Below are 25,953 nucleotides of genomic sequence, written 5' to 3'. Positions count from 1 at the left end.
TTCTTGCGGCCCGAACGCCGACAAATGGTGAGGTATAAGCGGCGATCAGCCTCGCCGTTTTCGGGCCATCAGAAGCACCGCCAGTACGCAACACAGCAGGCCCAGCGATAACGGCAGGCCATGATGCCCGATCAGTTGCATCGCGAGGCCCGTCGCAGGCGAGCCGACGATGCCGCCGATACCCCAAGCGAGGGCGAAGGCCGCATTGCCCGCGATCAAGGCCTGGCCGCCGAAACGCTCGCCGAGCTGGATCAGCGATATCGTGTAGATCCCGAACGAGACCCCACCCCAGACGAAGACGAGCGGCCAGATGAGCCAGGCGTTGAAGGCCAACGGCAGCAACAGGCAGCCGGCCAGCGAGGACAGGACGCAGAACACCATAGCCTGCGTCGAGCCAAATTGCTCGGCCATGCGCCCGAGTACGATCTGCAGCGTGGCATTGCCTGCGACGAAACAGGTGATGAGCGCAGCGATGCGTCCCTCGACGCTGCCGAGAGCTGCGCCATAGACCGCAAACAGCGAAAGCAAGGTCTGCTCGAAGGCGGCGGCCGTGAAAACCGCAAGCAACAGCAGCGGTGCCAGCGAAAAGAAGCCACCGACCGATATTGCTTGGCCTTCATGCGGCATGTCGGGCAGGCGGGATGCGACGGCAAGCACGACGAGGCCGCAGAGAAGGAAGGCCGCTATGCCGATCATGAAGGGCGGCCACCCTTGTGCGCCGAACAGGCCGAGCGACAGCGGGCCGATGGCAAAGCCACCCGAAACAACAGACGAATAGAGGCCCATGATGCGGCCCCGGCGTCGTGCGGGCGTGATCGAGATTAGCCAGGTTTCGCTGATCACGTAGAGCGGGTTGGCGAAGAATCCGAGCAGGAACCGCAACGGCATCCATCCCCAGGCGTCCTGCATCAGGGCGATCGTCACGAGAGTGGCTGCTGCGAGCGTCGAACACAGCATCGCAAGCCGTGCCGCGCCCACGCGCAGCGCCAGGGCAGGTATCAAGGGAGCGGATACGATGAATCCCAACGGCGTCATCGCCGCCGACAGGCCGATCAGGCTTGATGTCGTCCCTTGCCGTTCGAGGATGAAGCTGAGCAGCGGATAGGTCAGCCCCTGTGCCATGGCGAAAACCGAAACCGTCGCCATGATGCCTGTCATCGCGACCCATGGGAGACGATCCTCTCGCGATGGCTGGTGCGGGCGAACCGCTGCCGCCGCCGTAAACTCTCGATCCTGTGCCATTCGCCTCATGCCTGCCAGAAGTGCTTGGCGATTTCAGCCTCGACTTGCCGTCTCGTCAGGCCGATGTCGTCGATCAGATGAGGTTCGTCCCTCGACTTCTGTGCAAGGTCCCAGCGAAAGCGGGACCGCCAGCTCCAGGTCGCGACCATGTTTCGCAAAGTCGCCAGGCGCGGCATATCAGCCGCTGCAACAGGCACCCCAGGCCGCGTTGTCTTATGTCGGGTCGGCAAAAGGGTGAAAGCATCGTTCATCTCAACCTCCGTAGATCTGAAGGGGCGGGGCCTTCGACCTGAAAGAGGATGATTACTGAAGGATACGAGCAGCGCCGTCGTTAAGCTCGGCCAAATAGTTCCAAAAACTTCCAAACGAGCTATAGATGCGCCGCATGCAGGGATCGCGCTTTGCCTTTGGTCCGTTCGTGCTTGATCCGGATGCGGGAACGCTCCTCCGGAACGATGATCCTGTTGCTGTCAGCCATCGTGGAGTGAAGCTGCTTGCGGCGCTCGCCGGACGCCCGGGCGAAATCCTCCGCAAGGCCGAGCTGATGGACGCGGCGTGGCCGGGCAGGGCGGTCGAGGAGGGCAACCTCACCGTCCAGATCGCACAGCTCAGGAAGCTGCTTGGCCCGACCGGCGACGACGGCGAATGGATATCGACGGTTCCACGCGTCGGCTACCGCTTCACCGGTGCTGTCCAAAAGCTTGGTAACACCAAGCGAAAATCCTTGCCGCTGCCCGACAAGCCGTCGATCGCCGTGCTGCCCTTTGTAAATGTTGGCAACGATGTCGAGCAGGAAGCCTTCGCCGACGGATTGACCGAAGACCTGATCACCGACCTGTCCAGGCATGCCGGCCTGTTCGTCATCGCGCGCAACTCGGCCTTTGCATATAAGGGAAGGGCGATGGACGTGCGCATGATCGCCGAGGACCTCGGCGTACGCTACTTGCTGGAAGGCAGCGCCAGGCGTGCCGCTGGGCGCGTGCGCATCAATGCCCAGCTGGTCGACGCGGCAAGTGGCGAGCATCTGTGGGCGGAACGTTTCGACCGCAGCCTGGACAATATCTTTGCTGTCCAGGACGAAGTCACAGCCAAGATCGTCGATGCGTTGCTCGGCCGGCTGCGTACTTCGCTGCCACCACGCAATCGGCCCAGGAGCCTCGAAGCCTATGATCTCTGCGTGCGGGCGCGCAAACTGATGGATGATGAGCCGCGAACGGCGCGGCAAGCGCATCTGATGCTGACGCGCGCGGTCTCGCTCGATCCTGAATACGCCGAGGCCTATCGTTGGTTAGCCCTGAATCACTGGATGGGATCAGTTCACAGCGGCGGGCCGACCGAACATGCCCGCAAGGTCGCGCTGGATCTCGCTTGCAAGGCTGTTGCAATCGATCCCAACGACGCCGGCTGCCGCTGGGTGCTGGCTTATCTGCTGGCCTATGAGCGCAGATTTGCCGAGGCGGATGCCGAGTTCGCCAAGGCGATAGAGCTCGACCCGAACGAGGCGGACACCTGGGCGGCATTGTCCGACATCGCAGTGTTGGCTGGGCGGGTAGAGGAGGGCCTTGAGCACATTCGCAAGGCGTTCCGGCTCAACCCATATCCGGCGAACTGGTACTATCTGACGCTCGGCCAGGCGCAGTATGCTACCGGCGACTACGAAGCCGCCGTCGAGACGATGCGCCGGGACGAGACCTACTGGACAAGTTCGCGCCGTTTCCTGGCGGCCAGCCTTGCGCAGCTCGGCCGGCTTGATGAGGCGCGGGCGGAGGTCGAATTGTTCCTTGTCGGCAATCCTGACTTCACCACGAGCCACTGGGCAGCGACCGAACCGTTCCGAGACACCACCACGCTCGGGCATTTCGTCGACGGCTTCCGCAAGGCCGGCCTTCCGGAGTGAGACGCCGGCTTCGGCGCGACCTCGTTGCGAGCCATAGTCCTATCCTGGAGAGAGTCCGTCCAGCAGGAAACCAAGGCCTTTTTCGAAAGCACCGTCCCAATCATTGTCCAACAGCAGCCGGGAGCGTTCTATTGTCGGGTATGGTTCGCTGAGACCTGCAAGGCGCAGTTGCGCGGCTGCTCTGTCTTCCTCCGAGACATCGAAGCTCGCACGGGTGAGGGTGGCGCCCATCACATAGTTCCAGAGTGACCATATCGCCGCATTCATATCCGCGTCGGCGACCCCGGCTCTGGACAAGGTCCTGCCCAGTCGCTCCAGGCGACCGAGCATGTTCTGGCCGAGCACGCGGCGCGGCAGCAGCGATGCCGACCACGGATGGCGCAGCATGATGGCGCGCCATTCCTCGAGCATGAAGACGACTTCGCCACGCCAGTCCTGTGACGCGCAGACATGCGGCAATCCGCTTTTTTCGAGCACCTTGTCGAGGGCCAGGTCCAGGACGACCTCCTTGTTGTCGACGTGCCAGTACAGGCTCATCACACCCGAGCCGAGGCGTTCGGCGAGCCTGCGCATCGACAAGCCGTCGATCCCCTGGTCGTCGAGCAGTTGTACTGCGACCGCCACGATACGCTCCCTGGACAGCGGCGGTTCGCTACCCGGTTCCGGCGACGTCTGTTCGCCAGCCCTTCGGGATCGTTTGCGGCCACTGGCTTTGGCTGTCATGCGCATTTCCTTGCAGTTCGGTGCATCGGCACCAGCAATGCCATGAAAAGCGGCCTTGAACAATCATCTCGTACGCCATACCATGAATCGACTCGTACGGCGTATGAGCATTTGCGCAAGATAGGTTGAAACGGACAGAGAGGCATGCCGCCTGCAGTCCGCGAGCCCGAGAGAAATCATGTCACACCCAATTATGAAACTGCTTGTTGGAGGCTTGGTCACAATGGCCATCGGAGTTACCACCGCAACGACAGCCAACGCGAATGACCGCAAGCTGACCGTCGTCAACCCGAACAACCTCTACGACCCGACACCGAACGGCTACAGCACGGCCGTCATCGTGCCGGTTGGGGCACGAGTGGCCTACATCTCCGGACAAGGCGGCCAGGACGCCACGGGAGCCTTGTCGCCGGACTTTGCCGTTCAGGTCAAACAGGCTTACGCAAACCTCGGCGCTGCGCTCGACGGTATCGGCGCCAAACCGGATCAGGTCGCCAAGCTGACGGTCTTCGTTGTCGACCACGATATGTCCAAGCTTGGGGTGCTGACCCAGAACGTCAAGGAAATGTTCGGCGAGACGCTGCCGGCACAGACTCTGGTGCCGGTTCCCAAGCTCGCCGTTGATCCCATGCTGTTCGAGGTGGAGGCCGTGGTCGTGCTTGACTGACGGGGCGGGCGGAGCCGGACCGATTGTGCGAACCGAAAGAGGTATGCAATCGGGTCAGATGCTTCGCCCATCCGGCATTGCCGGAAGGTCGCATAAGATAGATTATGGAACTTATTGATGCGATTGCGGCAGCAGAGATGCGGGCTTTAAGCGCAGCACCTGGCTTTGTCTTCGCCTAGCTCAATCGCTGGGCCAACGCTCGCAGCGGACATTCACGCCAGCGGCTACGGTGCTGGAATCAAAGGCACATCGATGACCATGCCGTCATATGCCGGCACGACGTTGTCAGGCGTCTCTGCCAGAACCGTGTCGTAATCCAGCGGCACATGCATGTGCGTGAGCACCGCTTGCCTGGGCTTCAGGCGCTCGATCCAATCAAGCGCTTCCGACAGCGACAAATGGCTCACATGTGGCCTGTATTGCAGCGCATCGACCACCAGCAGTTCCAGGCCGTCCATCAGCGCAGCCGTAGTCTTCGGGAAGTCGCTGACGTCGGAGCAATAGGCAATCGGGCCGATGCGGAAGCCGAGCGAAATGATGTCGCCGTGGATCTGCGGCAGCGGCAAAAAGGTGAGGGGACCGCCCTCTCCTTCCACTGAAAACGCCTTGTCGTGCTCGATAATGCTCGGCCGCACGATCGGCGGATACGAGCTTCCGGGTGGCGTTTCGAGGCAATATCCGAACGCCTGTTTGAGCCGGCCGAGCGTGAAGTCGTCGGCCCAGATGTCGATCAGGCTGCCGCGCTCGAGCACATAGCCTCTGATGTCGTCGATGCCATGGATATGGTCGGCATGCGGATGCGTGTAGACCACCGCATCGATGTGCCTGACATCGGCAGCCAGCATCTGGGCGCGGAAATCCGGGCCGGTATCGATGACGACGCGTGTCGTGCCACTGGCCGAAATACGCTCGACCATGGCGGCCGCGCGCGTGCGCCTGTTCCTGGGATTGGCAGGGTCGCATGCGCCCCAGTCACCGGTGATGCGCGGCGTGCCCGGCGAAGAGCCGCAACCTAAAATCGTGAGGCGCAGCGTATCCGCCATGGCGTCAGGCCGGCCTTGGCATCTTGGTAAACAGCCGGAAGAAGTTGGCCGTGGTGATGTCGGCGATCTCTTGGGCGCTGACACCGATGGTTTCGCCCAGCACGGCGGCCGTGTTGGCGACATAGGCCGGCTCGTTGCGCTTTCCCCTGAACGGGATGGGCGCAAGGTAAGGCGCGTCCGTCTCGACCAGGAGACGATCGTGCGGAACCTGCCTGGCGATGTCGCGCAACTCGGCCGAGTTCTTGAAGGTCACGATGCCAGAGAAGGACACATAGCCTCCAAGCTCGACGCCGACACGCGCCAGATCCGCCCCCGAGGAGAAGCAGTGCAGGATGAAGGGGAAGGCGCCCTTCCCCGTCTCTTCGGTCAGGATCGCAGCCATGTCCTCGTCGGCGCTACGGGCATGGATCACCAGCGGCAATCCCGTCTCGCGGGCAGCCGCGATGTGCGTGCGCAGGCCCCTGGCCTGGGCCTCGCGAGGCGCCTTGTCGTAGAAATAGTCGAGCCCCGCCTCGCCGATCGCCACCACCTTCGGGTGCTGCGACAGACGAACGAGTTCGTCCGAAGTCACGTCGAGTTCTTCATCGGCATTGTGCGGATGGGTGCCGACCGAGCAAAAGACTTCGTCGAATTCTTCAGCGATAGCAATGATTTGCGCAAAGCGCTTCACCCGCGTCGAGATGGTGACCATGCGCTCGACACCTGCTGCCTTGGCGCGCGCGACAATGGCCGCGCGCTCCTCGGCGAAGTCGGGAAAATCGAGGTGGCAATGACTGTCGACAAGCATCTTTCGACTGCCTCAGCCTTCGGTAGCCTGTTCGACATAGCGCGGGAACACCGGCTGTGGCGCCGGCAGAGCCGCCCCCGGAACCAGCGCATGCTTCTCGTCGACATGGACGAAGTCGCGTTCGTTCACATCAAGCAGGTCGAGCAGCTTGGACGCCGATGCCGGGATGAAGGGCTGGCACATGATGCCGACGCGGCGGATCACCTCGGCGGTGGTCCACAACACTGTCTCCATGCGCGCCGGATCGGTCTTCTTCAGCGCCCACGGCTCCTGTGCCGCGAAGTAGCGGTTGGCCTCGGCCACCACGGCGAAGATCGCAGCGAGGGCATGATGGATCCCCTGCTCCGCCATCGCCTTGCGCGCCGTCGCCAGCGCCGCAGTGGCCTGGTCGAGGATCGCCTTGTCGGCGTCGGTCAGCTCGCCGCGCTGCGGCACCACGCCGTTGCAGTTCTTGCCGATCATCGACAGCGAGCGCTGCGCCAAATTGCCGAGATCGTTGGCGAGATCGGCATTGGTGCGGTTGACGATCGCCTCATGGCTGTAGCTGCCGTCCTGGCCGAACGGAACCTCGCGCAGCAGGAAGTAGCGCACCTGGTCGAGGCCGTAATGCTCGACCATGCTGAACGGATCGACGACATTGCCAAGCGACTTCGACATCTTCTCGCCGCGGTTGAACAGGAAGCCGTGGCCGAACACCCGCTTGGGCAACTCGATGCCCGCCGACATCAGGAAAGCCGGCCAGTAGACGGCATGGAAGCGCACGATGTCCTTGCCGATAATGTGCACGGCAGGCCAGTAGGCCCACTTCTCGGCGCTGGTGTCGGGATAGCCAAGAGCGGTGATGTAGTTGGTGAGCGCGTCGACCCAGACATACATGACATGCTTGTCGTCACCGGGCACCGGCACGCCCCAGTCGAATGTCGTGCGCGAGATCGACAGGTCCTTCAGGCCGGAGCGGACAAAGCTAGCCACCTCGTTACGGCGCTCGTTGGGGCCGATGAAGTCGGGCTGGCTGTCATAGAGCGCCAGCAGCTTGTCCTGGTAGGCCGACAAACGGAAAAAGTAGCTCTCCTCCTCGACCCATTCGACCGGCGTGCCCTGCGGCCCGTAGCGAACATTGTCGGGACGGAGTTCGGTCTCTTCCTCGCCGTAATAGGCTTCGTCGCGCACCGAGTACCAGCCGGCATAGCTGCTCTTGTAGATGTCGCCCCTGTCGGCCATCGCCTTCCAGATCGCCTGGGAGGCGGCGTAGTGGCGCTCTTCCGTGGTGCGGATGAAATCATCGTTCGACGCATTGAGAAGCGTCGCCATCTTCTTGAATTCATTCGAGTTACGATCAGCCAGTTCGCGAGCGGTGATGCCCTCGCGATTGGCCGTCTGCAGCATCTTGATGCCGTGCTCGTCGGTGCCCGTCAGGAAGAAGACGTCCTTGCCGTCATGGCGCTGGAAGCGGGCGAGTGCGTCGGTGGCGATCAACTCATAGGCATGGCCGATATGGGGCTTGCCGTTCGGATAAGAGATTGCGGTCGTGATGTAGAATTTTTCGCGGGACATGGGAGGCCGTCCTGAATGCAGAATGAAATGGTCGCGGGTCAGATAACGCATCGGGCGGCCGATTGCCACCCGGCGGACGAGCGTCACATTCGCATTGCGGCATTCAAGCGGTCGATCATGGCCAGTACGTGCTGCTTCTTGTCGAGATTGTAGGTCTCGGTCTCAGATATCGCGTTCTGCGCGTCCTGCCAAGCGTCAGCCAGAGCATTGGCCCGGGCCAACTCGGAGCTGCGCGCAGCATCCGCCGCGCTTTCGGCGAGCAGGTCCAGCGCCCGGCGGTTGAAGATCTCGAACTGGATGGCGCTGTCGCGTCCGGCAACCACGTCGGCGAGCTTGTGTGCGTCGGCTATCCCGGTGCGCCCGCCCGACACCGCCTTGTCGAGCGCATCGGCGATATCAAGGCCGCCATACTGGGTCAGCAGGATCGCGCCGCGCACGCTCCCCCCTGCCCGTTCGACAAGTGCTGCCCGCGCTTGCGGCTCGTCGGGCGCTGGCTGATCGGTGCCGGCCAAAGCCGACAAAAGGCTCGCATCGTCGAGCGGCGTCAGCCGGATCGTCTGGCAACGCGATCGGATGGTGGGCAAAAGGTTGCCCGGCGCATGCACGATCAGGATGAACAGCGTGCGCGCCGGCGGCTCTTCAAGGTTCTTCAGCAAGGCATTGGCGGCATTGACGTTCATGTCGTCGGCCGGGTCGACGATCACGACCCTGTAGCTGCCGTCATGCGAGGTCATCGACAGGAAACGCGAGACCTTGCGGATCTCATCGACGGTCACAACCGTCTTGAAACCCTTGGTCTTGTCGTTCTGCGGCCGCGTCAGGTGCAGCACACCAGGATGGGCGCCCGATGCGACCTGACGGAACTGCGCCGAGCCCGGATCCGGCGCGACGAACGCCTCGGGCGCGTTGCGATGGTCAGGATGGCGCAGCAGGTAGCTGGCGAGATGAAAGGCGAGCGTCGCCTTGCCGATGCCGACCGGTCCGGCGAAGATCAGCGCATGCGGCAGCTTGCCGGCGCGATAGGCTGCAGTCAGCATCGAGACAGCCTGTTCGTGACCATAGAGATGCGGGTTCTCTGCTGGCTCCGGTACGCCGTCGAGGGTGTCGTGCTGTTCGGGTGCGATGCGTTCGAACATCAGGCGTCCGCCCTCGCCCGGTCGCTGCTTGCCGCACGCTGCTCCAGTCCGGCAAACACCGCCGCTGTGATGGCGTTCTCCACATTCTCGGGCGTCTGCGCCGCATCGATCACCACGCAGCGCTCTGGTTCGCTTGCGGCGATGGCCAGATAGGCATCGCGCCGCCGTTGGTGGATTTCGAGTGTTTCCTTCTCGAACCGGTCGGCGATGTCTGCGCCGCGACGCGCCGTGGCCCGCCTCAGCCCTTCCGCCGGGTCGAGATCGAGGATCAGCGTCATGTCGGGCATCATGCCGTTGATCGCTACGCGCTCGACGGCCGCCATGAAATCGGGATCGAGATTGCCCGTTACGCCCTGGTAGACGCGCGAGGAATCGAGGAAGCGGTCGCACAGCACGATGGCGCCGCGTTCGACCGCAGGGCGGATGACCTGCTCGACATGATCAGAGCGGGCGGCGGCAAAAAGCAGCGCCTCCATTTCGGGGCCGAAGGGTTCGGCAGCGCCCGACAACAGCACATGACGCACAGCTTCGGCGCCGGGCGATCCACCGGGCTCGCGGGTGACGATGATGTCGTAGCGCTTGTCGCGCAGCTTGGCGGCCAGACGCTCGATCTGGGTCGACTTGCCTGCCCCCTCGCCGCCCTCGAATGTGATGAAGAAGCCGCGCGCCACTCCGATGCCTTTCCATCTGCGGCATCCGGTCGAAACGACCGGCTCGCCGCAGCTTATGTGTCTGCCGATGATCTAGCGTCGTGAGGTCTAAAGGTCCACCCGCACTATCGCAGCCAGCCTATGGCGAGTTCCTTGACCGCATCGAATGCCCTGCTCTGCAACGAACCGACGCCGACGGATTCGGCGGCGTAGAGCGGCGTCTCCTGGCTGAGCGTGTCGCCAATCCACACCTTCAGCTTGCCGACGGGCGTGCCCTTGTCGATCGGCGCCGATATCGGCCCGTCATAGACGACGCGCGCCACCAGCCGCTCCCTGTTGGTGATGGGCAGGAAGATGGCGATGGGCTTCTGCGCCACAAGCTGCACATGCGACTTGGTGCCGCCGAACACCTGCGCCTCGCCGACCGTCTCGTCCTGGGCAAAAATCTGGGTCTTCTCGAAGGCGCGCATGCCCCAGTCGAGCAGCTTGCGCGCTTCTTCCGAGCGTTCGCGGTCGCTGGCCATGCCCGACATCGCCGCAAACAGCCGTCGGCCGCCGCTGTTGGTCGAGCCGACGATGGCGAATCCCTCTCCCTCGGTGAAGCCGGTGGCCAGGCCGTCGGCGCCGAAGCCCATGGCAATCAGCGGGTTGCGGTTGCGCTGCAGGATCTTGTTCCAGGTAAACTCCGGCAGCGAATAATACTGGTAGAAATCGGGATAGGTGCGCCAGAGGTGCAGGCCGAGTTCGGCAAGCTCGCGCACCGAAGTCGTCTGGCCCGGTGCCGGCAGGCCGGTCGAATTGACGAAGGTCGATTTTTCCAACCCGATCTCGCGCGCCCGCTCCGTCATCTGCTGGGCGAAATTGGCCTCCGACCCGGCCATGCCCTCGGCCAGGATGATGCAGCCGTCATTGGCGAGCTGCACCGTCACGCCCTTGATCAGGTCCTCGATGCGGATTTGCGAGCGCACCGCGGCAAACATGGTCGAGGCACGGGAGGCAGCACCACCTGTGCGCCAGGCGTTCTCGCTGACGGCAAAGGTGTCATCGAGGCTGTAGCGGCCTGACTTCACCGCGTTGAACACCACTTCCATCGTCATCAGCTTGGCCAGCGACGCGGGCGAGATCGGTTTGTCGGGATCCTTGGAGAACAGCACGGTGCCGGTCTCGGCATCGATCATGTAGGCTTGGGGCGCTTTGGTCTCAAACAGCTGCGCGCCTGCCGGAGCCGACATGGCGATGGCTGCAAACAGGCCGGCCAAAAGAGCAAGCGGCACTGAAATTCTTGAAGTCATGGAGGAAACTGCCCCGTTCGAACCCGTCTTCCGGTCGAGCTAAGCGAGCCTATCAGGCTTCAACTGATCGGATCAACTGTGGCCGGGCAGATAGCCACAGTTGCCGAGCCGCTTGGCACATCGGCCCGAAAACCACCGACGATTTTCGGCAAATGCGATGTGCCGAGCGAGTAATTTGGAGCGTCCACGCGGGCGCCCTATTCTAATCGTGAACGGCGAAGGCGTCGGGCGCGCCATGCGACCATGCCGCCTTCAGCGCCGCGTCAAGCGAGGTCGCCTTGTTCGGATAGAGGTCGACCGAATACCAGGTCTTGCCATCGAATTCGGTGTGGTCGACGGCGATCCGGCCATAGGCTGAAAGCGCCTTGGCGACGCGCCGGGCCTCTTCATCGCTCTCGAAGGTGCCTGCAGAGACGTAAGGCTCGGCGTTTTCATTCATGGCGCGCGGGCCGGGGTTCAGGCGCTTCCACGAATCGACGATGTCATTGGACGACATGCCCTTGCCTTCGAGCGCCGAAAAGGCACGCGAGGCTGTCGCGACGCGCTCGCTGGCGTAGCCAAGGGTTGCGAGTGCCATGCGGGTCGGCTGGCCGTGAATGCCCTCTGGCCGCTCCGGTGCGATCGGGCCGAACTCCGGCAGTACGATGTTGACGACGCCCTGCCCTTGCGGCGCCATGTCAGCGGCCGGCTCCTCGAACTGGGCTGCCTGTGCCGCAAGCGTGTTGACGGGAGCGCTTGTGGGCAGCGGAACAACCGATGCCATCGCCACCGGGAATGCCGGCGCGTTGCCGACGGCAGCGCTCGGGGTCGGGCCGTTCATCGCCACCATCACGCCCGCAGGCAGGCCGATATTGGTCGGATCGTTCGCGCCCTTGCCCGGCCTGTAGGAAGCCAGCAGATAGCGGTCGTCCTGGCCGTCGAGCGGCGCCCGGCCGACATATTCCACCTTCACGTCGGCAGTGCCGCTATGGGCATAGTCGAGCATTTCGGCGGCGCGCTTGGAAAGATCTATCACCCGGTCGTTCGAGTAAGGGCCGCGGTCGTTGACACGTACGATCACCGACGAGCCGTTCTTGGTGTTGGTGACGCGCGCATAGCTCGGCAGCGGCATGGTCGGGTGCGCCGCGGTCAGGTGCGTCATGTCGTAGATTTCGCCATTGGCGGTCAGGCGGCCGTGGAAGGCATCACCGTACCAGGATGCCGGACCCATGGCGGCATAGTTCCGGTCTTCCTTGGGATAGTACCACTTGCCGCGCACTTTGTAGGGCTTGCCGGTCTGGTCGCGACCACCGCCGCGCGGCAGGTTCGACATAGCAGTTGTGACGCGCGGACTTGCCTTCACGCCATATTCGGACTCGGCAAAATACTCCTTCGGGCGCTTCTTGCCGGCGGTCACTGTCGGCTTTGAGGCGCATCCGGCAACGAATGCCGCAGTCGCAGCAAGGAGCGTGATCGTGGCTGCGCGACCGAGGCGCTTCCGCGTCGAATGCTGCATGTTCCTGAAGTCCCCTGCCAACGCTACTCGGGCAAGACCGGCGAATCAGCTGACCGTTGCGCCGAAGATGCAAAAACTCTTACGCACATCTTCCCCATCCCCCATGTGCGCAGGAAATGCTTGCCAGCGTATTAATCGAATGCGGTCCGAAGCGGGCGGGATTGTGGCGCAAATGTGGTCGGGCGGAATGGCATCGCCTGCCCTTTTGGATTGCATCGAACACGTTGACGGCAAGCGCATGCGAGCGCTACAAGCGCGCCACCAAGGTTCGGGCGCCGCATATGCGCCCTGCACCGTGGAGGGATGGCCGAGTGGTTTAAGGCAACGGTCTTGAAAACCGTCGAGGGCGCAAGTTCTCCGTGGGTTCGAATCCCACTCCCTCCGCCAGGTGCCTTTTAGCTCCCCACTCCGTCCTGGCCTCGCGCAGTCGCTGCAGCAATGCCTTGAGCATGTGCCACGAAGCGAACCTCGCTTGCCGTCGCACAAATCCGGATTTCGTCGCCGAGCGACCATTCGGCAGCACGCGCAGCCATGGCGGCGGGGACCCTGTCCGACCCAGGCCCGGCAGGGACGTCGTAGGTGGCATGCGCATCGTGCGGCAGGAGCACGCCATAGCCGCGTTCGATTGCGGACCTGGCCGTCGCCGCCACGCACATTTCAGACAGCACGCCCGAGATCGCGACATCGCGCACACCTGCGCGGGTCAGGATGTCCTCGAGATCGGTATGCTCGAAGCCGTCGTCCATTGTCTTGCGCACGACCGCCTCTCCAGGTCTTGGCTCGAAGTAGAGGGCCCAGCCCGGCTGATGTGGCTCGTCGACCATTCCGTCGGCGCCGTCATTCTGGAGAAAGATCACCGGCGCCCCGGCCGACCGTGCCTTTTCGACAAGAACCGCGATCGTAGGCAGCAGCCGGGCGTGGTCGGGCACCGCATCCGCACCGGTCACGAAGGCCCTCTGAACGTCGATCACGATTAGGGCATCGACTGTGGTTTGAAGAGCCGCCTGCTTTTTCGCCATTGGTGTAGTCGATCCATTTGCCGAGAAATGTCCGCAGCATATGGATACGCTACAGACGGGAATCAAAGCCTGCAGCTGGAGATAAAGATTGCTCGAAACGGCGCTATATGCCCCGGTCAAACGCTTCCTCGAGGACCTTGGCTTTTCGGTCAAGGGCGAGATCGGCGGCTGCGACCTGCTGGCCTTGAGCGCGGAGGCGCCACCCATCGTCGTGGTCTGCGAGCTCAAGCTGCAGTTCAATCTCGAGCTCATCCTCCAGGGCGTCGACCGTGCCGCGGCAGCCGACGAGGTCTGGCTGGCGGCCCGCATGTCGCCGCGCGGCAAGGGCCGCGAAGGTGACAGGCGCTTCCGCAATCTCTGCCGCAGGCTCGGCTTCGGCCTGCTCGGCGTCTTCGACGACGGGCGCGTCGAGGTGCTGATAAGCCCCGATGCTCCAGCCCCCAGGCGCGACCCGAAGCGGCGTTCGCGGCTGGTCAACGAACATCGTCGCCGTCAAGGCGACCCGGTGCGAGGCGGCAGCACGCGCGCGCCGATCATGACGGCCTATCGCCAGGACGCGCTGAAATGCGCGGCTGCCCTTTCCGACGGGCCAAAACGTCCGCGTGACCTGACGCCTGATGTCGGACGTGCGCCCAAGATCCTGCTCGACAATGTCTACGGCTGGTTCGCACGCGTCGACCGGGGCATCTACGACCTGACCGATGTCGGGCGCGAAGCCCTTTTGCGCTGGCCGCAGGCCGCTCCGGCAGTTGCTGCCGAGAGCTAGCAGGCGGGTCGTCAGCTGGCCTCTACGGCCTCCCCTGCCTCGGCGTGTTTCGAATGGTCGGCGGCGATCAGCATATAGACCGCCGGCACCACGAACAGCGTGAACAGCGTGCCGATGGAGAGCCCACTTGCGATCACCAGCCCCATGTTGAAGCGCGACACGGCTCCGGCGCCCGTGGCGATGATCAGCGGGATCACGCCCAGCACCATGGCGGCCGTGGTCATCAGGATAGGCCGCAACCGGATGCCGCAGGCCTGTTCGATCGCCTCGCGCTTGGTCTTGCCCTCCTGCTGCAGCGCATTGGCGAACTCGACGATCAGTATGCCGTGCTTGCTGATCAGCCCCATCAGCGTCACCAGCCCGACCTCGGTGTAGATGTTGAGACTGGCGCCGCCGATGCCGACGCTGATGAAGATGAGCGCGCCGGCAATCGACATCGGCACCGACACCAGGATGATGATGGGGTCGCGGAAGCTCTCGAACAGTGCCGCAAGCGCGAGATAGATGATGATGAGGGCAAATCCGAACGTCGTGATAAACCCGGACGATTCCTGAATGTATTGCCGCGACAGGCCGCCATAATCGACCGAATAGCCCTGCGGCAGCGTGCGCTTGGCCAAATCCTGCAGGAATTTCAGGGCGTCCGCCTGGGCAACGCCGGGCATGGCCACGCCCTGTATGACGGCGCTGTTCAGCTGCTGGAAATGGTTGATCGATTCCGGAATGGTCTTGGTGGTGATGGTCGCGACCGACGACAGCGGGATCGGAACGCCGTTCACCGTGCCGACATAGTAGTTCATCAGTTGCTCGGTGTTGAGCCGGCTGCGCTGCTGGACCTGCGGGATGACCTTGTAGGAGCGGTTGTCGAGGCTGAAATAATTGACATAGCCGCCGCCCAGCATCGAGCCGAGCGCTGCACCAACGTCGCTCATCTTCAGGCCAAGCTGGGCAGCCTTGTCGCGATCGATCTGCACGACCGACTGCGGATTATCGATCTTAAGGTCGGTGTCGAGGAAGATGAACATGCCGCTCTTCAGCGCGTCCTGGAGAAAAGTCTGTGCGACCTCATTGAGGCGGCTGAACGGCTCGGTGGTGGCCAGCACGAACTGAATGGGCAACCCCTGCCCGCCCGGCAGCGGCGGCAGCTGGAACGCCGCCACCCGGGCGCCGGCAATCTTGTTGAGTTCGTTCTGCACCACCGGCTGCAGCTGGTTCGTCGTCTGGGTGCGCTGATCCCAGGGCGTGAACACCATGCCGCCAATGGCGACGCCCGGCGCGTCGATCTGAAACACATGCGCAGTCTCAGGGTGTTGCGCGAATGTCTGGTAGACCTGTCGGGTGTAGAGCAGCTTCTGCTGTAGCGTGGCGTTCGGCGCCGCCGTCGACGAGGCGATGATGACGCCCTGGTCTTCCTGTGGAGCCAATTCGCTCTTGGCCCCGGCATAGAGGAAATAGATGCTGCCGAGCACTATGAACGCAAAGGTCATGGTGACGGAAAGATAGTTCAGGCTGCCGCCCAGCCAGCGCTCGTATCTGTTGCAGACGCGTTCGAAACTGCGGTCGATGAAATCCGACAGGCGCTGCTGCACCCCCGGATTTTTGCGGTTGCGTGGCTTGAGGATGCGCGAACACATCATCGGAGACAGCGTCAGTGCGACAATGGCCGACACGGTCACCGCGCCGACCAGCGTGAAGGCGAATTCGGTGAACAGTGCACCGGTCAGGCCGCCCTGGAAGCCGATCGGCACATAGACAGCGATCAGCACGACCGTCATGGCGATGATCGGTCCGCCCAGCTCCCGTGCCGCCATGATCGCAGCCGGCATGGGCTGCAACCCCTCATCCAGATGTCGGTTGACGTTTTCGACCACGATGATGGCGTCGTCGACGACCAGGCCGATGGCCAGCACCAGGGCGAGCAGCGTCAGCAGGTTGATGGAAAACCCGAGCGCCAGCATCAGCACGAAGGCGCCGATCAGCGACAGCGGTATGGCGACAGTCGGAATCAGCACCGAACGCAGCGATCCCAGGAACGCAAAAATGACCAGCGTGACGATGATCAGTGCCTCGCCGAGCGTCCAGATCACCTCGCTGATCGAGCTGTTCACGAAATCGGTGGAATCATAGACGATCTGGCCGCGCAGGCCTTCCGGCTGCTGCTCCTGGATGCCGGGAAACTCCTTGCGGACGCCGGCGATGACATCGAGCAGGTTGGCCCCCGGCGCAACCTGGATGCCGATATAGACCGCCTGCTTGCCGTCGAACCCCACCTGCGATTCATAATCGTCGGCCCCGAGCGTGACATTGGCCACGTCCTTCAGCCGCACCACCGCGCCATTCACCTGCTTGATCACCAGGTCGGCGAATTGTTCAGCCGTATGCAGGCTGGTGGAGGCGGTCAGGTTGACCTGCACCATCTGGCCCTTGGTGGCGCCAAGGCCGGCAATATAGTCGTTCTGCATGAGCGCGTTGGAAACGTCGGTTGCCGTAAGGCCGAAGGCGGCAAGCTTTGCCGGATCGAGCCAGGCGCGCAGCGCGAAATTCTGGCCGCCGAGGATTTCCGCCGTCTGCACCCCCGGCACCGCCTGCAGCTTTGGCTGCACCACGCGGGCCAGATAGTCGGTGATCTTGTTGCGCGGCAGCACCTCGCTGTCGAAGCCCATATACATGGCGTCGATGGTCTGGCCGACCTTGACGCTCAGCACCGGCTGCTGCGTGCCTGACGGCAGCTGGTTGATGACGGATGCGACCTTGGTGCTGATTTCGGTCAGCGCCTTGTCGGCATCGTAGTTGAGGCGGAGATAGATGGTGATGATGTTGACGCCGGATTGGCTGGTCGAGCTCATGTAGTCGATGCCGTTCGCCTGGGCGATGGCGTTCTCCAGCGGTGTGGCGATGAAGCCGGCGATCACATCGGGGTCGGCGCCGTAATAGGTCGTGGTGACGGTGACGACGGTGTTCTCCGTGCGGGGATATTGCAGGACCGGCAGCGAGCCTATGGCCCTCAGGCCCAGCACCAGGATGGCCAGGCTGACGACCATCGCCAGGACCGGACGGCGGATGAAGATGTCGGTGAAGTTCATCGCGACCTGCTGCGCTCTTGCTTGCTAACGCTTTGTCGGAACGATCATTTGTCCGTAGGGGCCGGCTGTGGGTTGTCTGTCGGCTGAACCGAGTTGTCGACTTCGACAGGCACGCCGTTATGAAGCTTCATCTGGCCTGACGTGACCACGACATCGCCGTCCTTGACGCCGCTGAGCACCGCCACCTGATCGCCGCGGGTCGCTCCCGTCGTGGCGAACACCTGTCGGGCGATGAGCTGGGGATGGCCGGCGGCATCCTTGCCCTTGTCGTCGATGAGATAGACGACGTTGCCATAGGAATTGTAGGTGACGGCCGTCTGCGGCAGCGTCACATATTTCTGCGGCTCGGCGACTTCGATGTCGATGGTCGCAAACATCCCCGGAAGCAGAACAAGGTCCTTGTTATCAAGGGTGGCGCGCATCTGCACGTTGCGCGTGGTGGTATCGACCTGCGCGTTGATCGCCGCGATCGTGCCGGCAAAGGTCTTGTCCGGGAATGTGTCGACCTTGGCCGAGATGGCCTGCCCGACCTTGATCTCCGCCAATGCCTGCTGCGGCACGTAGAAATCGATGTAGATCGGATCGAGCTGCTGCAGGCTGACGATCGTCGTGCCGGCTGCCAGATATTGGCCGATGTCGACCTGGCGAATGCCGAGACGGCCGGCAAATGGTGCCTTGATCGACTTGTAGTCGACCAGCGCCTGCTGCTGGGCGGCAAGCGCCTGGGCGTTGAGCATGTTGCCGCGGTCCGTGTCGACGACTTCCTTGCTCACGGCACCGGTCTGGCCGAGCTTGCTGTCGCGATCATAGGTGACCTTGTTCAGCGCTGCAGTGGCCTTCAGTGCCTCCAGATGCGCGACATCGTCGGCAGAGGCCAGTTCGAGCAACAGGTCGTCTTTCTTGACGTCCGCGCCGGAATCGAAATGCACCGCCGAGACGATGCCCGAAACCTCGGCGCTCAGATTGGCCCCGTTGACAGCCCTCAGGCTGCCGACGGCTTCAAGCTGGGACTGCCATTGCTGCGTGCCCGCCACCACCGTCGACACGGTCTGTGGCGGATTGGCCATGGAGGCCATCACCTTCTGGATCATCGAGGCCTTGAAGGCCTGGAAGCCGAAGACGCCGCCCAGAACAAGCGCCGTCAGCACAAGCATGACAAACATACGCTTCAGCATCGCCAACCCATTCGAAAGGTAACGATTGCTCTTGCGAAGCCTGCCCTACATCAATACCCCGGGCGCAACATTGATGTTGCGCAATCGCTGGTCGGGATGGAGTTCGCGCGGCAATAAACAGGCACGTTCCACGCTTAGCTAGGGCTGGCCTCTCGCGGCGGCAACCGACGCTGGTGCGAATTTTGCCGGAGCGCTCCATGGCGTCGGTTGAAATACGTCACGTGACCTGCGACAAAATCTTCTGCAACATGCTGGAAATGCGATCTTTCTTGCCACGGCGTCGCAGGTTATAGAGGAAGCATCATGACCTTGCAGCGCTTGGCCCTCGCACTTCCGATCTGTCTGTCGACCACGCTGGTCGCCGGCTGCAGCCGATCGTCGGATGGCACGGTCATCATCCCAAGGCACATGGACTCGCGCCGATTCTGGCAGGATGACGAGGCGAAGCGCACCGCCATCGAGCAGGCGCAGGCGGGCAACTTCCCGGCCGGCAGCGAAGAAATTCGCTTTGTCGATCCGCAGTCGGCTCCCACAAGGCGCTCGCCGCGTGCCCGGCCGGCCAATCCGGCACAGGCAAGCGATGCGACGCCGCTGGCCTGCCGTGCCGTCACCGGTCCGTCAGGCCGTGTGCGCTACGCCTGCGAATGATGCCTTGGCCGGCGTGAACACTCGCCGTCCGATTTCGACAGTTTTCACCACATTTCGTCAGCTTGGCGTCAGCAAAACCCTGGTTTTGCGCTATTTCAAACAAACGCGACCCTAGTCGGTTGACGCGCCGCCCGCGCACGTTATAGCCCGTTTCCCGACGCCGAACGGGAGAGGGTCACACCACATGGAAATTTTCACAGCCGCCGGCTTGACGGCCCTGCTGCAAGTCATCGCCATCGACCTTGTTCTGGCCGGTGACAACGCCATCGTCATCGGTCTTGCCGCCGCCGGCCTGCCCGCCGACCAGCGCAAGAAGGCCATCCTCGTCGGCATCATGGCTGCGACCGTGCTGCGCATCGGTTTCGCGCTTATCACCCAGTGGCTCCTGGCAATTGGTCCGATGCTCCTCATCGCCGGCGGCCTGCTGCTTCTGTGGGTATGCTGGAAGATGTGGCGCGAGCTGCGCGTCAGCCATGAGGAGGAACACGAGGCGACCGAGGCGCTCTCCGACGCCGACTACGACAAGGATGGCAAGATCGCCGGCAAGGGACCGCGCAAGACCTTTGCGCAGGCCGCCTGGCAGATCGTCATTGCCGACGTGTCGATGTCGCTCGACAACGTGCTCGCCGTGGCCGGCGCCGCCATGGATCATCCGACGGTTCTGATCATCGGCTTGGCGCTGTCGATTGCACTGATGGGCTTTGCCGCATCCTTTGTCGCTCGCCTGCTGCACCGCTATCGCTGGATCGCCTATATCGGCCTGCTGATCATTCTCTATGTCGCCATCAAGATGCTGCTCGACGGTGCGGTTGACCAGTTCCCGGACCAGTTCGGCTTCCTCAGCCAGTGGTTCGGCGGACACCGAGCCCCCGCCCACTGAGGCTGGAGCAACAGACCAAAGGGGGCCGGAGCAATCCGGCCCTTTCCGCATGTGGCGATCAGCCGGTTTGCTTGCGCTGCGATCTGTGCTATTGCGCCGCCCGAATTGAGCTCTCTTCAGAGCCGCCAGATCGACACATCAACAGATTTCCGGGCCGGACCTCATGGGTAACCGGCCCGCGTCCATTGGAAACCTGCCTATGTCAGCAGCACCCCGCGTCAGCTTCGTCAGCCTCGGATGCCCGAAGGCGCTTGTCGATTCCGAACGCATCCTCACTCAGCTCCGCGCCGAAGGTTACGAGATCGCCCGCAAGCATGACGGCGCCGACCTCGTCGTGGTCAACACCTGCGGTTTCCTCGATTCCGCCCGCACAGAGTCGCTGGATGCCATCGGCACGGCGATGAAGGAGAACGGCAAGGTCATCGTCACCGGCTGCATGGGCGCCACGCCCGAGCTGATCCGAGAGAAGCACCCCAACGTCTTCGCCATCACCGGCCCGCAGGCCTATGAAAGCGTCATGGCCGCCGTCCACGAGGCCGCGCCGCCGGCGCATGACCCGTTCACCGATCTTGTGCCGCCGCAGGGCGTCAAGCTTACCCCGCGCCACTATGCCTATCTCAAGATTTCCGAGGGCTGCAACAACCGCTGCACCTTCTGCATCATCCCCGACCTGCGCGGTGACCTCGTCTCGCGTCCGGCGGCCGACGTGCTGCGCGAGGCCGAGAAGCTGGCGAACGCAGGCGTCAAGGAACTGCTGGTCATCTCTCAGGACACCAGCGCCTACGGCATCGACGTCAAATATGCCACCAGCGTCTGGAAAGAGCGCGAGGTCCGCGCCAAATTCCTCGACCTGTCGCAGGAGCTCGGCGAACTCGGCATCTGGGTGCGCATGCACTATGTCTACCCCTACCCGCATGTCGCCGACGTCATCCCGCTGATGGCCGAGGGCAAGATCCTTCCCTATCTTGACATTCCCTTCCAGCATGCCTCGCCGCAGGTGCTCAAGAACATGCGCCGTCCCGCCCATGGCGAAAAGGCACTCGAGCGCATCCGCGGCTGGCGCGATGTCTGCCCTGACCTCGCCATCCGCTCGACCTTCATCGTCGGATTCCCTGGTGAAACAGAGGAAGACTTCGAGATGCTGCTCGACTGGATCGACGAGGCCAAGATCGATCGCGCCGGCTGTTTCAAATACGAGCCGGTCAAGGGCGCGCGTTCCAACGACCTCGGCCTCGAGCAGGTGCCTGAAGAGGTCAAGGAAGCCCGCTGGCACCGGTTCATGCAGCGCCAGCAGAAGATCTCGGCCGCCGCACAGGCCAAGAAGGTCGGCAAGCGCCTGCCCGTCATCATCGACGAAGCCAATGGTACGTCAGCCAAGGGCCGCACCAAGTACGATGCGCCCGAGATCGACGGTTCGGTCCACATCCAGTCGCGCCGCCCGCTGCGCGTCGGCGACATCGTCACCGTCAAGGTCGAACGTTCCGATCCCTACGATCTCTACGGCTCCGCCGTCTGAGCTTTCCGACACGAAGGGCCGCCAACAGCGGCCCTTTTCTTTTGAGCGACGCGCAACCGATTAATCCCGGCGCTAGTCCGTATGACGGATGACCTTTGCCGGGTCTGGTTCGATCTGGAGACAGGCACTCTGCCGCACAGGCGCCTGCCATCCTTCCAGCTGGGACCAGCGCCATGACATCAGACCAGGAAGACCGCCCGATCATGAGCGAGCGGCGCGTCACCATCGTCGGTGCCGTTCTTGCCGGCCTCGGCCCTGCCTCGCTGTCTCTGTTCACGCCGGCAATGCCCGAAATCGTCCACGCCTTCGGCACGACCGAAGAGGCGGTCAAGATGACGCTGGGGCTCTATTTCGCAGGCTTCGCACTCACCCAACTGGTCTGCGGCCCGTTGTCGGACGGCTATGGCCGCAAGCCGGTGACGCTGGTCTTTCTGGGCATCTACCTCATCGGCAGCCTGGGGGCTCTGGTGGCCCCCTCCATCGACGTGCTGATCCTGTCACGGCTGCTGCAGGGCGCGGGTGCGGCGGTCGGGCTGTCGCTGTCGCGCGCCATCGTGCGGGACCTTTTTGCCCACGAGCAGTCGGCGCGCATCCTCAACCTGATCACGCTGATACTGGCGCTGGCTCCCGCCCTTGCCCCGACCGTCGGCGGGTTGGTGATGGAGTTCGCCGGCTGGCACGCGATCTTTTCGATCATGTTTCTGATGGGTGTCGCGGCACTTCTGACGGTTCGCTTTGCGCTCGTCGAGACCGTCGAGCGCGACCCGAGTCGCGTGCGGCCGCGGGTTGTAGTTCAAACGTACGGAAAGCTGCTCGGGAGCGGCTATTTCCTGTATTCGAGCCTGGTCATCGCTGGCACGCTGGGTGCCTATTATACCCAGGCAACGGTCCTGCCCTTCATCCTGATGGACCGGCTGGGGCTCACCCCAGCGCAGTTCGGTCTGGCCATGCTGTTCCAGTCCGCCAGCTTCATCTCGGGCTCGCTGGTCATGCGCAACCTCATTCCGCGCTATGGCGCCTATCGCATGGTGCCGGTCGGACTGGCGATCAGCGGCCTGGGGGCGGCGGCCATGGCTGTTTTCCTCGGCCTCTATCAGCCCACTTTTGCCTCGGTGATGATCCCCATGGCGATGTTCGTCTTCGGCAACTCCTTCGTCATGCCGGCCATGTCTGCCGCGACTGTCGCTGCCTTTCCCGACAACGCAGGAGCGGCCGCCTCGCTGAGCGGGTTCCTGCAGATGGGCAGCGGGCTGCTGGGCACCGTCGTTGCCGGATTGCTCGGAGACGCTATGCTCGGCATGTCCGTCGTCGTCCCGTTGATGGGGCTCGGCGCGGTGCTGGCGTGGCTCGCCTGGCGCAGGCTGCCGGAGCCCGCCCTCGCCCGCGCCGTCGTGTCCAGGAAAGCGCCGCCACGCTGACGTGGTGCAACCTGAGCATTTGTTAGCGCCAACTGATACGAATTCACCTCCGCCACCCGCTCCATCGTCCAAGCGGACGATGCTTCGAACACATGGCCGTGACTGCTTATCGGTCGAAGTAAGCGGAGGAGATACGCATGCACTTCCAATGGAATAGTTCCATTTCCCGTCGCACAGCCATCGGAATGGTTTCGGTGGCCGCCCTTGCCCTGTCGGCAGGCATTTCGCAGGCACAGGAGGTCGTCAAGATCGGCGGCATCATGTCGATGACCGGCGGCGGTGCCTCGATCGGCAAGACGGCAGAGGTGGGCTGGAGGCTGGCCATCGAGGACATCAATGCCGCTGGCGGCATTCTCGGCAAGAAGGCTGAACTGGTCCTCGGCGACACCATGACCGACCCGACACATGCGGTCGCAGAAGTGCGTCGCCTGATTGAGAACGAAAAGGTCCAGGCTCTTGTCGGTCCGGCCACCAGCCAGGAGACCATCCCGGTCGTTCCGGTTGCCAGCGAAAAGAAGATCGCCCAGGTATCTTCGGCGGCCTCGACCCAGTTGACGCCTGAGGCCGGTCCGTTCCACTTCTCGGGTTCGGTCACCGGCCTGAACCAGATGAAGCCGAACATCGACTTCGCCATCGACGTGTTGAAGCTCAAGAAGCTGGCGCTGATTTCCGACAATGGCGGCATGTCGAAGGCTGCCGTGGTCGAGATCGTCGACTACCTCAAGTCCAAGGGCGTCGAACCGACCGCGGTGCAGGAATTCGCCTTCCGCACCGAGGACATGACCCCGCAGCTGTTCCAGATGCGCAGCTCGGGCGCCGAGGCGATCCTTCTGATCAACTCGATCGGCGACGATTCGCGCAAGCTGCTCGAAAACCGCGCCGACATCGGTTGGGACGTGCCGGTTCTCGCCAATCAGACGATGACCAACTACGCCGTCGGCAACGTCGCCGTGGTCGGCGAAGAGGCCTTCAAGGACGTCTACAGCGTGCAGTTCGTCGGCATGACCTACTGCCCGAGCGACCCTGTCGGCGAAAATGCCTTCGCCAAGTTTGCCAAGCGCGCCAAGGAGCAGGTCGCCGACGTCGATCGCATGGGCGGCGCCTCCGCGCTGATCCCCTACTACATCCAGCCGATCGTACTCGCTGCTGCCATCAATGGCTCGGGCAAGACCGACGGCGAGTCGATCGCTGCCTGGCTGCAGGCGAATGCTTCGACGGTCAAGATGCTGACCGGTCCGATCCAGGCCAGCGACAAGAGCCACTTCCTGCCGGCACCTGAGTCAATCAAGGTGGTGAAGAACCCCTACAAGCCGCGTGAAGACGGTCTAGTCGAGCGCGCCGACTGCGGCGCCTGATCCTTTCAGCCATTCCTGATCGAGCGGGCCGGGTCGCAAGACCCGGCCCGTTTTGTTTGCAGGGTGCTCAAGACATATCCACTGCTGACACCGTGTCAAAAATTTCACGCAGGCCATTTCAGATTTGACGAGGTGTCAATTTAGTGACATAACTGTCGACGTTAAGCATTTCGCATTCGGGAGGAAGCGCGATGGCCGGTTCAAGCATCATCAGCATGACAACTGCGTCGTCGTCGGTCCGGTATGTTGCCCGACGAGGTTTCCTCCCTCCGTCCTGATACGCCGGCGCCTGGGCCTAAGGCCCTAGCCATGAAAATCCAACTTATGACCTCCTGGCGTGCACTCGCCGCCGGGCACTGGTTCCGCACGCCCTTCGCGCCGTGCGGCGGATATTGGGAGCTCCTGCCTTGACCTTTCACGCCAGATCGATCGTCGAATTCGGCCAATTCCTCAATCGCGTTTCCGACAGCCTCATGAACGGCAAGCCGCTGCGCAGCTCGCTTGAGCTGGTCCGCGAGCAGTTCGACGCTTATGCCGCGGTCCTGGTGATTGAGGACCGTCTGCGCACCGGTGAAACCTACTACGCCTTCACCGAGATCGACGAGCAGATGACCGACAGCGCCGGTGCTGCCCTCACGCGACCGGCGCAGCTCGCCTATCTGTCCGAGCGTTGCCAACCGATGTCGGCCACCTATGTCCCTGTTGACGACACCGCCCGCTACACGCTCTGGCTCTTCCGCGACCGTTCAGGCGCCAAGTTCGACGACGATGCAGCCTCGGTCTGTGAAATCCTTGTGTCCCAGCTCGCTCGCGGCGTCGAAACGTCCTGGCGCATGGGCGCTACCGAGGTCGAGCGCCGGCTCTATTCCGACGTCATGGACAAGCTCTATGTCGGTGTCGTCATCCTCGACCATTCCGGCAAGATCATCCGCGCTTCCGATGCCGCGAGCCGCCTGCTCGAGGCGCGCGACGGCCTGCAGATCCAGGGCAACAAGCTGCGCGCCACCTCGGCCAAGGAGGACCGCGACTTTCAGACCGTGGTCAACGCCGCCATGCAGTTGGCGGCCGACGACGAGGGCACGATGTCGCGCGGCCTCTCGCTGACCAAGCAGTCGGGTTCGCGCAATCTCGGCGTCATCGTGCGACCGATCCGCGGCAGCAAGGACAATGCCGCGGCGGCGAATTCGGCTGTAGCGGTCTACATCCGCGACCCCGAGGCAAACCCCGAGGTTGAAGGCGACCTGGTCCGCCAGCTGTTCGACCTGACGCCGGCCGAAGCCGCCGTCGCCCGCCGCCTCACCGCTGGTCTGTCGCTCGAAGACGCCGCCACCTCGCTCGACATCTCCCGCAACACCGCGCGCGCCCATCTGCGCTCGATCTTCTCCAAGAGCGGCATCACGCGCCAGACCGAACTGGTGCGGCTGGTGCTGAACAGCGCCGTCATCCTCGGCCACGGGCCGCGCCAGGCGGCCTGACAGGTATCCTCCCAGCTTCCTGTCGACCCAAACTGAAAGCGCCGGCGGACAAAGTCCCCGGCGCTTCCTTTTTGTCTGGAAAAGGCTGATGTCGAGTGCCGCCACAAACAAAAAAGCGCCGAAGCCGGCGCC

22 protein-coding genes and 1 tRNA gene are annotated in these 25,953 nt (G+C 63.1%); 10 read left to right on the top strand and 13 right to left on the bottom strand.

Annotated features, from left to right (window positions below; all coding sequences use genetic code 11):
- Positions 1-45: 45 nt before the first annotated feature.
- Together NDO48_RS14090 and NDO48_RS14085 are read right to left on the bottom strand one after the other, a co-directional pair.
- Positions 46-1,242: an MFS transporter gene (locus tag NDO48_RS14090; protein WP_416377202.1), complete on the bottom strand. Its 1,197-nt coding sequence runs from the start codon at positions 1,240-1,242 to the stop codon at positions 46-48.
- A gap of 5 nt (positions 1,243-1,247) precedes the next feature.
- The gene (locus NDO48_RS14085; RefSeq protein WP_416377201.1) at positions 1,248-1,493 is read right to left on the bottom strand and encodes a DUF1127 domain-containing protein; all 246 of its coding nucleotides are present in this window, start codon (positions 1,491-1,493) and stop codon (positions 1,248-1,250) included.
- Positions 1,494-1,618: 125 nt separating this feature from the next.
- Here NDO48_RS14085 and NDO48_RS14080 point away from each other — a divergent pair, with 125 nt between their 5' ends.
- A complete protein-coding gene (locus tag NDO48_RS14080) occupies positions 1,619-3,139 on the top strand; it encodes a winged helix-turn-helix domain-containing tetratricopeptide repeat protein (protein ID WP_018427884.1) in 1,521 nt (506 codons plus the stop codon).
- Positions 3,140-3,178: 39 nt separating this feature from the next.
- Here NDO48_RS14080 and NDO48_RS14075 read toward each other — a convergent pair whose 3' ends face one another.
- The gene (locus NDO48_RS14075; protein WP_026227180.1) at positions 3,179-3,862 is read right to left on the bottom strand and encodes a TetR/AcrR family transcriptional regulator C-terminal domain-containing protein; all 684 of its coding nucleotides are present in this window, start codon (positions 3,860-3,862) and stop codon (positions 3,179-3,181) included.
- A 178-nt stretch (positions 3,863-4,040) separates the two neighbouring features.
- Between NDO48_RS14075 and NDO48_RS14070 the strand changes: the two genes are divergently transcribed.
- Positions 4,041-4,529: a RidA family protein gene (locus NDO48_RS14070; RefSeq protein ID WP_026227181.1), complete on the top strand. Its 489-nt coding sequence runs from the start codon at positions 4,041-4,043 to the stop codon at positions 4,527-4,529.
- A 224-nt stretch (positions 4,530-4,753) separates the two neighbouring features.
- On the opposite strand, the gene NDO48_RS14065 is transcribed toward NDO48_RS14070, so the two are convergent.
- From NDO48_RS14065 to NDO48_RS14035, 7 genes are all read right to left on the bottom strand, one after another.
- A complete protein-coding gene (locus tag NDO48_RS14065; protein ID WP_026227182.1) occupies positions 4,754-5,572 on the bottom strand; it encodes an MBL fold metallo-hydrolase in 819 nt (272 codons plus the stop codon).
- 4 nt (positions 5,573-5,576) lie between these two features.
- On the bottom strand, positions 5,577-6,359 hold the full coding sequence (locus NDO48_RS14060; RefSeq protein WP_018427888.1) for a TatD family hydrolase: 783 nt from the start codon (positions 6,357-6,359) through the stop codon (positions 5,577-5,579).
- A gap of 12 nt (positions 6,360-6,371) precedes the next feature.
- Positions 6,372-7,913 carry a methionine--tRNA ligase gene (gene metG / locus NDO48_RS14055; protein ID WP_026227183.1) on the bottom strand — a complete coding sequence of 514 codons (1,542 nt, stop codon included), beginning with the start codon at positions 7,911-7,913 and terminating at the stop codon, positions 6,372-6,374.
- A gap of 83 nt (positions 7,914-7,996) precedes the next feature.
- Positions 7,997-9,052, bottom strand: coding sequence for a DNA polymerase III subunit delta' (locus tag NDO48_RS14050; protein WP_267321675.1), 1,056 nt, complete (start codon positions 9,050-9,052; stop codon positions 7,997-7,999).
- Complete coding sequence (gene tmk / locus NDO48_RS14045; RefSeq protein WP_018427891.1) at positions 9,049-9,720, bottom strand: dTMP kinase; 672 nt, start codon at positions 9,718-9,720, stop codon at positions 9,049-9,051. The genes NDO48_RS14050 and tmk overlap by 4 nt, the downstream gene beginning before the upstream one ends.
- Before the next feature lie 104 nt (positions 9,721-9,824).
- Positions 9,825-10,991, bottom strand: a complete 1,167-nt coding sequence (locus NDO48_RS14040; RefSeq protein ID WP_026227184.1) for a D-alanyl-D-alanine carboxypeptidase family protein — start codon at positions 10,989-10,991, stop codon at positions 9,825-9,827.
- Positions 10,992-11,193: 202 nt separating this feature from the next.
- Entirely contained in the window at positions 11,194-12,486 is a 1,293-nt protein-coding gene (locus tag NDO48_RS14035) for a septal ring lytic transglycosylase RlpA family protein (RefSeq protein WP_018427894.1), read from the bottom strand.
- Between the two features lie 297 nt (positions 12,487-12,783).
- On the opposite strand from NDO48_RS14035, the gene NDO48_RS14030 reads away from it, so the two are divergent.
- Positions 12,784-12,873 (top strand) — tRNA-Ser (locus tag NDO48_RS14030).
- A gap of 8 nt (positions 12,874-12,881) precedes the next feature.
- Here NDO48_RS14030 and NDO48_RS14025 read toward each other — a convergent pair.
- On the bottom strand, positions 12,882-13,457 hold the full coding sequence (locus NDO48_RS14025; RefSeq protein WP_245262160.1) for an isochorismatase family protein: 576 nt from the start codon (positions 13,455-13,457) through the stop codon (positions 12,882-12,884).
- A gap of 136 nt (positions 13,458-13,593) precedes the next feature.
- Between NDO48_RS14025 and NDO48_RS14020 the strand changes: the two genes are divergently transcribed.
- Positions 13,594-14,271: a DUF2161 domain-containing phosphodiesterase gene (locus NDO48_RS14020; protein WP_018427896.1), complete on the top strand. Its 678-nt coding sequence runs from the start codon at positions 13,594-13,596 to the stop codon at positions 14,269-14,271.
- 11 nt (positions 14,272-14,282) lie between these two features.
- Here NDO48_RS14020 and NDO48_RS14015 read toward each other — a convergent pair whose 3' ends face one another.
- Complete coding sequence (locus tag NDO48_RS14015) at positions 14,283-17,354, bottom strand: efflux RND transporter permease subunit (RefSeq protein WP_018427897.1); 3,072 nt, start codon at positions 17,352-17,354, stop codon at positions 14,283-14,285.
- A gap of 44 nt (positions 17,355-17,398) precedes the next feature.
- Positions 17,399-18,529, bottom strand: a complete 1,131-nt coding sequence (locus NDO48_RS14010) for an efflux RND transporter periplasmic adaptor subunit (protein ID WP_018427898.1) — start codon at positions 18,527-18,529, stop codon at positions 17,399-17,401.
- A 303-nt stretch (positions 18,530-18,832) separates the two neighbouring features.
- On the opposite strand from NDO48_RS14010, the gene NDO48_RS14005 reads away from it, so the two are divergent.
- The 6 genes from NDO48_RS14005 to NDO48_RS13980 all read left to right on the top strand — a co-directional run bounded on the left by NDO48_RS14005 (position 18,833) and on the right by NDO48_RS13980 (position 25,821).
- Positions 18,833-19,177, top strand: a complete 345-nt coding sequence (locus NDO48_RS14005; protein WP_018427899.1) for a hypothetical protein — start codon at positions 18,833-18,835, stop codon at positions 19,175-19,177.
- A gap of 184 nt (positions 19,178-19,361) precedes the next feature.
- Entirely contained in the window at positions 19,362-20,057 is a 696-nt protein-coding gene (locus tag NDO48_RS14000) for a TerC family protein (protein WP_018427900.1), read from the top strand.
- 199 nt (positions 20,058-20,256) lie between these two features.
- Positions 20,257-21,573 carry a 30S ribosomal protein S12 methylthiotransferase RimO gene (gene rimO, locus NDO48_RS13995; protein ID WP_018427901.1) on the top strand — a complete coding sequence of 439 codons (1,317 nt, stop codon included), beginning with the start codon at positions 20,257-20,259 and terminating at the stop codon, positions 21,571-21,573.
- 173 nt (positions 21,574-21,746) lie between these two features.
- A complete protein-coding gene (locus NDO48_RS13990) occupies positions 21,747-22,991 on the top strand; it encodes a multidrug effflux MFS transporter (RefSeq protein WP_018427902.1) in 1,245 nt (414 codons plus the stop codon).
- A 185-nt stretch (positions 22,992-23,176) separates the two neighbouring features.
- A complete protein-coding gene (locus NDO48_RS13985) occupies positions 23,177-24,346 on the top strand; it encodes an ABC transporter substrate-binding protein (RefSeq protein WP_018427903.1) in 1,170 nt (389 codons plus the stop codon).
- Between the two features lie 407 nt (positions 24,347-24,753).
- The gene (locus tag NDO48_RS13980) at positions 24,754-25,821 is read left to right on the top strand and encodes a helix-turn-helix transcriptional regulator (RefSeq protein ID WP_267321662.1); all 1,068 of its coding nucleotides are present in this window, start codon (positions 24,754-24,756) and stop codon (positions 25,819-25,821) included.
- Positions 25,822-25,953 lie beyond the last annotated feature (132 nt).

It is taken from the genome of Aminobacter sp. MET-1 (assembly GCF_026521175.1).
Lineage (GTDB): Bacteria > Pseudomonadota > Alphaproteobacteria > Rhizobiales > Rhizobiaceae > Aminobacter.
This window is presented reverse-complemented; position numbering and strand designations above follow the sequence as displayed.